Consider the following 6,662-nt stretch of genomic DNA (forward strand, 5'->3'; position numbering starts at 1 on the left):
ACACGATGACGACCTACCTACAAAAACCAGCTGACGTGAATGAAAAGTGGTATCTGGTGGATGCTGAAGGGAAGACGCTGGGGCGCCTGGCGGCAAAAGTCGCAGGAATGCTACGTGGGAAACACCGCCCGACGTTTACCCCCAACGTTGATATGGGTGACCATGTTGTGATCGTCAACGCCGAAAAAATTCTATTGACCGGGAACAAAATGGAAAGCAAGCTCTATCGACGCCACACGGGCTACCCTGGAGGATTAAAAACCGCGACCGCGAAACATATCTTCCGGAAAGATCCGACTCGATTGCTGGTTGAAGCCATTGAGGGCATGCTGCCGAAAACTCCTCTAGGCAATCACATGGCCAAGAAACTTCGCGTGTACGTCGGTGCCTCGCATCCACACCAAGCTCAGAGCCCGGAAACGATTACGCTCTAAATTTCGAAGATTGAAGAAGGAGGCATCGTAGTATGGCAGCGGCAATTCAATACGCAACGGGACGACGCAAATGTGCAATTGCGAGAGCCTGGGTTACCGGAACGGCTGGGGATATCACCGTTAACGATCAACCGCTCGAAAAGGCTTTCCCGCGGTTGACTCTCCGACAAATTATTCAGCTTCCGCTCGAACTGGCTGGTGTTGCGGGCAAGTACTCGATCAAAGCCACCGTGCACGGCGGGGGTCCGACCGGCCAAGCTGGCGCCCTCCGTCACGCCATTGCACGGGCTCTCGTCACCTTGAATCAGCCGCTCCGCGCACCGCTTAAGAAAGAAGGTCTCCTGACCCGCGACTCACGCGTCAAGGAACGCAAGAAGTACGGTCAGAAGGGCGCGAGGAAGCGGTTCCAGTATTCGAAGCGCTAACAGCCTGAGCCAGGCTCACAAAAAGGGAAGGCTCCAGGCCTTCCCTTTTTTTATGGGTACAACCGGATCGGACGAACAGAGCGAGCTGAACAACGGATGCGAAAGATTCGTATCGCCATTGCAGGAGCAAGCGGGTACGCGGGAGCGGAACTCGTACGCCTCACCGCCTCCCACCCATACTTTGAACTGGCGGCGGTGACATCTGAAAAATCAGCAGGAGACCCAGTGGCGAAAGTGTTTCCGAGTCTTGCCGGACTCGTCTCCCTCACCTTTCAATCACTGGCGCCCGAGGCGCTCGCGCAACAGGCAGACGCCGTTTTCCTCGCGCTTCCCCACACCAAGTCACTGACTCCGGTCGCCACCTGCATGGAGACCGGAAAGTTCATCGTTGACCTCAGTGCAGACTATCGACTGAAGAATCCGGCGACATACGAACAGTGGTATCAGACCCCTCATACGCATGCCCATTTACTGAAAGACGCCGTCTATGGCCTCCCCGAACTCCACCGTGAGGAGATCGCCAAAGCGAAATTGGTCGCCGCCCCCGGCTGTTATCCCACCGCTGCCATCTTGCAGCTGGCGCCGCTCTTCTCGGAGAACCTGGTAGAGGCACATACCGTCGTGATCGATGCCAAGTCGGGGATCTCCGGAGCCGGTCGCAGTCCAGCACTCCCCTATCATTTTCCTGAAGCCCACGAATCGCTCGAACCCTACAAGATCGGCCAGCACCGCCACATCCCGGAGATCGAGCAGGAACTCGGCTTGATTCAACGCAGCCGCAAGTCGAGCAGTCAAAGTTCCGCGGCTTCGACCGTCACCTTTACCCCGCACCTGGTCCCTATGAATCGCGGGATCTTGAGCACGGCCTATTGCCGTCTCACGCATCCGATGGCACTCGCAGATGTTCGCGCACTCTACGACACGTTCTACAAAGGCGAACGGTTCGTCAGGCTCTCGAACGACACGGTCCCGAATCCCCGCTATATCAAGGGGACAAATTATTGCGACATCGGCGTCTATGCCGATCAACGAGCCAGTTGGATCGTCACCGTCGCCGCCATCGATAATCTTGTGAAGGGAGCGGCAGGCCAAGCCATTCAAGCCATGAACCTCATGCTGGGACTGCCTGAAGAAACCGGATTAACGGCTCCGGCAGCGTATCCTTAAGGAGCTCTCCCTTCATGCCAACGAATCGCGCCTCATGATCCATCATGATTCCCGCGGAGTGACAGCCCCGCAAGGTTTCCGCGCCTCAGGCCTGCATTGCGGGATCAAGAAACCCGGCCTCCTGGATCTGGCGTTACTTGTCTCAGATCAAAGTGGTCCGATTGCCGGCGTCTTTACGAAAAATCAAGTCGTCGCGGCACCGGTCATCCTGGATCGGCTGCATCTTCGCCGTGGAACCGGCCGTGCCATTATTGTCAACAGCGGTAACGCCAATGCCTGCACCGGAAAGCCGGGACTTGCCGCCGCGCAACGAACCGCGGAGCTGCTTGCACGCGCATTGAACATTCCGGTCAATCAGGTCTTTGTCGGATCCACAGGCGTCATCGGACGGACCCTGCCGCTTGATCGCATCGTCAAAACGCTGCCGGCATTACTCAAATCTCTCAGCCTCAGTGGCGGGAAACAGGCTGCACGGGCGATCATGACCACGGATCTTAAACCGAAAACTGCGGTTCGCCAGAGGCGAATCAATGGCCGGCTCGTGACTATCGGAGGCATGGCCAAGGGATCGGGCATGATCCATCCCGACATGGCTACGATGCTCGGTTACCTCACCACCGATGCCGCGATTACGAGAACGGCTTTACAACGAGCCTTGTCTTCCGCGGTGGATCAGTCCTTCAACTGCATCTCGGTCGACGGTGACACCAGCACCAATGACACCGTACTCTGTTTGGCAAATGGAATGGCCGGCAATCACGCCATTCGTGAAGGCACAACCGCGTATCGCCAATTCGTGCAGCTGTTGACCGAGACGTGCCAACCGCTCGCCTTAGCCATCTGCCGAGACGGCGAAGGGGTCACCAAGGTCGTCAAGATCGAAGTCACCGGAGCAAGAACCGCGGCGGAGGCGAAACAGGTCGCGCAAACAATCGGGACCTCCAACCTCGTCAAGACCGCCCTATTCGGTGAAGATGCAAACTGGGGCCGTGTTATGGCGGCCATCGGCAGGTCCGGAGTCAGGCTTTCGCCTTCGAAGATCTCGGTCCAATTCGGGGGAATCCCGATGGTCCGGCAAGGTATTGGCCTCGGGCTCGCAGCGGAACGAAGGATCGCGAAAGTCTTTCGGAAAAAAGAATTCACGATCACGGTCGGGCTTGGAGAAGGACGCCACCGTGCCCATTTATGGACGACGGACCTCTCCTACGATTACATTCGAATTAATGCAAGCTATCGATCCTAGGAGGGATTTCCGGCATTTCCACCTTGTAAACCAACGGCCATTGTGCTAACGTTCCAAGGCTTTTCAGCCGAATGAGTCGGCACCCTTTTCCGCCTGCGGGCAGGAAAAGGCATTCTTTTAAATACACATCGACGTCTCTGTGCGTCGCTTGGCTTGAGAATAAGGGGGCATGCCCCCTCATCCGTCATCAGCGGGTGCTCTGCAAGCCTTGAGGGGAGGTGAAGGTATGGGAGTCGTTTCGATCAAGGAACTACTGGAAGCCGGTGTCCATTTCGGACACCAGACGAATCGCTGGAACCCGAAGATGAAAAAGTTCCTCTTCGGCGAACGCAATGGGATCTACATTATCGATCTCCAACAGACCGTCGCACGGATGGAACAGGCCTATGCCTTTGTCCGTGATACCGTCGCCTCAGGGCAATCAGTCTTGTTCGTTGGCACCAAACGCCAGGCGGCTGAAATTCTTCAAGAGGAAGCGGTTCGCGCCAACATGTTTTACGTGAACCAGCGGTGGCTCGGCGGGATGCTCACCAACTTTCAAACTATCCGCCGCAGCATCGACAAGATGAAAAAACTTGAGGGGATGCTGGCTGATCCGGCCCAGCACGGCCTGACCAAAAAAGAAATCTCGCAAACGCAGAAGGAAATCGTCAAGCTTCAGAAATTTCTAACAGGCATCAAGAACATGCGCGGGCTTCCGGGGGCCGTGTTCGTGCTCGACACGCGGATAGAACGCATCGCGGTTCAAGAAGCCACGAGACTGGATATACCGGTTATCGCCATCATCGACAGCAACTGCGACCCGGACCATATCACCTATCCGATTCCCGGAAACGACGACGCGATCCGTTCGATCAAGCTTATTACCTCGAAGATCGCAGAGGCCTGCATCGAGGGCGCTCATCTGCGAACGCAGCGAGAAGAAGCCGAGTTCCAAACTCCGCCTTCCGGAGAAAGCAACGCTGCGGCCGCGTTGGCCAGCGCTCCCGCTTCGTAACGAAGACGCGTGCGCATCAATCACATTCAAGCCACATGAAGAAGGACGTAGACGCATGGCTGGAGCAAGTCAGTTAGTCAAAGAATTGAGGGAAAAAACCGGCGCCGGCATTCTCGATTGCCAAAAGGCCTTGCAGGAATGCGGCGATGATATCGAGAAGGCCGTGGACTACTTACGGCAGAAAGGGCTCGCGGCCGCGCAAAAGAAATCCGGCCGGGAAACGAACCAAGGTCTCATCCATGCGTATATTCACATGGGGGGAAAGATCGGCGTGTTGATCGAGGTGAATTGCGAAACCGACTTCGTCGCCCGCAACGAAGAATTCAAAGCCTTCGTCAACGATCTGGCGCTCCAGGTCGCGGCAGCCAAGCCGTCCTATGTGAAACGGGAAGACATTCCGAAAGAGGTGGTTGACAAGGAACGGACCATCTATGAGGGCCAAGCTAAGGAAATGGGCAAGCCGCCCGCGGCCTGGCCGAAAATCGTCGAAGGCAAACTGGAGAAGTTCTACCAAGAAAACTGTTTATTGGAACAGGCCTTCATCAAGGATCCTGCCGTCATGGTCAAGGATCTCCTCGCCCAGAAGATTGCCAAGATCGGCGAGAACATGAACATCCGCCGCTTTACACGCTACCAGCTGGGCGAAGCATGAGCTCTGCCAAATACCGGCGCATCCTCCTGAAGGTCAGCGGAGAGATGTTGGCCGGTGAGCAGGGATACGGCATCCAGCCTTCCGTGCTTGAGGGTCTCGCCGCTGAAATCGCCGCCGTCGTCGCGCTCGACATCGAAGTGGCCATCGTCATCGGAGGCGGCAACATTTTCCGCGGGATCGCCGCAAGCGCGACGGGGATGGAGCGTGCCTCCGCCGATTACATGGGAATGCTGGCAACCATGCTCAACGCGCTGGCACTTCAGAATGCTCTTGAACGGACCAGCGTTATGACCAGGGTGCAATCAGCCATCGAGATGCGACAGTTGGCCGAAGGCTACATCCGACGCCGGGCGATCCGTCATCTCGAGAAGAAAAGGGTCGTCATCTTTGCCGGCGGCACCGGCAACCCGTATTTCTCGACGGATACGGCAGCAGCTCTAAGAGCCATGGAGATCGGAGCCCAGGTCATCATGAAGGGGACAAAGGTAGATGGCATCTACGACGCGGATCCGGCCAAGAACCCTTCCGCCAAGAAATATTCGGAAATCTCATTTCTGTCTATCTTGAATCAAAACCTGAAGGTGATGGATGCTACGGCCATCAGTCTGTGTATGGACAATCACATGCCGCTCGTCGTGTTCAACCTCAAGGTCCCGGGTAATTTCAAACGCGTAGCCACCGGAGAACCGATCGGTACCGTCGTCAAGGCAGACAAGCGGTAATAACCCAGGGAGTCTTTATGTCCAACCCCTCCTCTATCCGCCAAACGGTCACAGGAAAGATGGAAGGCGCCCTTGAACATCTGAAGCGTGACCTCGCCGGTTTACGCACGGGACGGGCTTCGATCGCCCTGCTCGACAATATCCGCGTCGACTACTACGGGACGATGACTCCGCTCAGACAAGTAGCCAATCTGTCTACTCCTGAAGCACGATTGATCACCATCCAACCCTGGGAACCGCAACTTATAAAGGAGATCGAAAAGGCCTTATCGATATCAGGCCTGGGGATTACACCCTCCAACGACGGGAAAATGATCCGAGTGCCGCTTCCTCCCCTCACAGAAGAACGCCGGAAAGAACTGAGCAAGATTTGCAAGAAGCACGGGGAAGAAACCAAAGTCCACATTCGCGGCTTCCGTCGCGATGCAAACGAAGAGTTGAAGAAACTCCAAAAAGATGCCAAATTGACCGAAGACGAATTAAGAAAATCTGAAGCCGACATTCAGAAGCTGACAGATCAATTCGTCCAGAAGATCGATGACGCGATTAAGAAGAAAGAACAGGAGATCCTGGAAGTATGAGATCTCCGATTCAGCAGCATCAAATCGCCATTAACCAGCACCTCTACCTTGCATACTACCTACGCCAACATCGATCTCGCGGCACTCACTCATAACCTTTCCAAAATCCGGGAGCACCTCCGTCAAGACTGCCAGGTGATGGCCGTCGTCAAGGCCAATGCCTACGGTCACGGGGCAGTCGAAATCTCCCGCGCATTACTCCAACAGAACATTTCCCGCCTGGCCGTGGCATCGGTTGAGGAAGGCATCGCCCTCAGAAAAGCCGGCATTACAGCCGAGATTCTGGTTTTGGTCGACCTGTTCCAGGAACACGTCGAGGACCTCTTTGCTTACAGGCTCACCCCGGTCGTGACAGACCACCGGTTCCTCCCGGTGCTGGCCAAGTCCGCCGCGGAAAAAAACCTGACCGCGCCTATTCATATCAAAGTTGATACGGGCATG

At 55.8% G+C, this 6,662-nt stretch carries 9 protein-coding genes; all 9 read left to right on the forward strand.

Translation table 11 applies throughout. The annotated features are described in order from the left end of the window. Nucleotides 1–5: 5 nt before the first annotated feature. On the forward strand, nucleotides 6–434 hold the full coding sequence (gene rplM, locus ACWVCN_RS08115; protein ID WP_455245069.1) for a 50S ribosomal protein L13: 429 nt from the start codon (nucleotides 6–8) through the stop codon (nucleotides 432–434). A 32-nt stretch (nucleotides 435–466) separates the two neighbouring features. Next, nucleotides 467–859, forward strand: a complete 393-nt coding sequence (gene rpsI, locus ACWVCN_RS08120; protein WP_455242932.1) for a 30S ribosomal protein S9 — start codon at nucleotides 467–469, stop codon at nucleotides 857–859. A 96-nt stretch (nucleotides 860–955) separates the two neighbouring features. Then, the gene (gene argC, locus ACWVCN_RS08125; RefSeq protein ID WP_455245062.1) at nucleotides 956–2,026 is read left to right on the forward strand and encodes an N-acetyl-gamma-glutamyl-phosphate reductase; all 1,071 of its coding nucleotides are present in this window, start codon (nucleotides 956–958) and stop codon (nucleotides 2,024–2,026) included. A gap of 34 nt (nucleotides 2,027–2,060) precedes the next feature. Beyond that, the gene (gene argJ, locus ACWVCN_RS08130) at nucleotides 2,061–3,269 is read left to right on the forward strand and encodes a bifunctional glutamate N-acetyltransferase/amino-acid acetyltransferase ArgJ (protein ID WP_455245063.1); all 1,209 of its coding nucleotides are present in this window, start codon (nucleotides 2,061–2,063) and stop codon (nucleotides 3,267–3,269) included. A 226-nt stretch (nucleotides 3,270–3,495) separates the two neighbouring features. Continuing rightward, a complete protein-coding gene (gene rpsB / locus ACWVCN_RS08135) occupies nucleotides 3,496–4,266 on the forward strand; it encodes a 30S ribosomal protein S2 (RefSeq protein ID WP_455245064.1) in 771 nt (256 codons plus the stop codon). Nucleotides 4,267–4,321: 55 nt separating this feature from the next. Then, nucleotides 4,322–4,918 (forward strand): translation elongation factor Ts, encoded by a 597-nt coding sequence (gene tsf / locus ACWVCN_RS08140; protein ID WP_455245065.1) that lies wholly within the window; start codon nucleotides 4,322–4,324, stop codon nucleotides 4,916–4,918. Continuing rightward, entirely contained in the window at nucleotides 4,915–5,640 is a 726-nt protein-coding gene (pyrH, locus tag ACWVCN_RS08145) for a UMP kinase (protein ID WP_455245066.1), read from the forward strand. Before tsf ends, pyrH begins: the two co-directional genes overlap by 4 nt. 17 nt (nucleotides 5,641–5,657) lie before the next feature. Further along, entirely contained in the window at nucleotides 5,658–6,221 is a 564-nt protein-coding gene (gene frr / locus ACWVCN_RS08150) for a ribosome recycling factor (protein WP_455245067.1), read from the forward strand. A 48-nt stretch (nucleotides 6,222–6,269) separates the two neighbouring features. Next, nucleotides 6,270–6,662 (forward strand): alanine racemase (locus ACWVCN_RS08155; RefSeq protein WP_455245068.1); only part of this gene is annotated, 393 nt, incomplete at its 3' end.

Source organism: Petrachloros mirabilis, assembly GCF_975968855.1.